The sequence below is a fragment of the Dellaglioa sp. CoH-57-MRSF-20 genome (assembly GCF_056781955.1).
Map to the genome: position 1 here is coordinate 1 of NZ_JBXAXV010000143.1, position 392 is coordinate 392.

At 53.6% G+C, this 392-nt stretch carries 1 protein-coding gene; it reads right to left on the reverse strand.

Annotated elements, in window-relative coordinates:
- Positions 1–38: 38 nt before the first annotated feature.
- A partial coding sequence (locus AC1RPN_RS08530; protein WP_481763764.1) for a hypothetical protein occupies positions 39–392 on the reverse strand: 354 nt, incomplete at its 5' end.

The window sequence follows — 392 nt, forward strand, 5'->3', positions numbered from 1 at the left end:
TCCTCGCGGGTCGCGAGAACAAGCGGGTTAAACGTCATTTAGTCCTCCGAATCTTCGGCTGCTTTCTTTTCACCCTTCTGTTCTACGTACAGGGTTTCTCCCTTACCGCTTTCGGATTGTTTGAAACACCACGCACGCAGGCAGAATGGCTTCGCGATCTTGAATTTCTTGCAGACCTCGATTTTCTGCTCCTTCGTCCCCAGAACCCATGTCTTGAGTTCCATCCACGTCGGCTTCTGAATCGGGTCCATTCCATGCAGCTTCAGTGTAAGTCGCTTGCGGTCGTTGCCGGCTAGTTGGCCAGTCTCCTTCAGATACATGATGGTATCGGAGAATGGGTCCAGACCGCAGCCGTTTCCCTCAGCGTCGCTCACCCAGATGCGGAACCATGC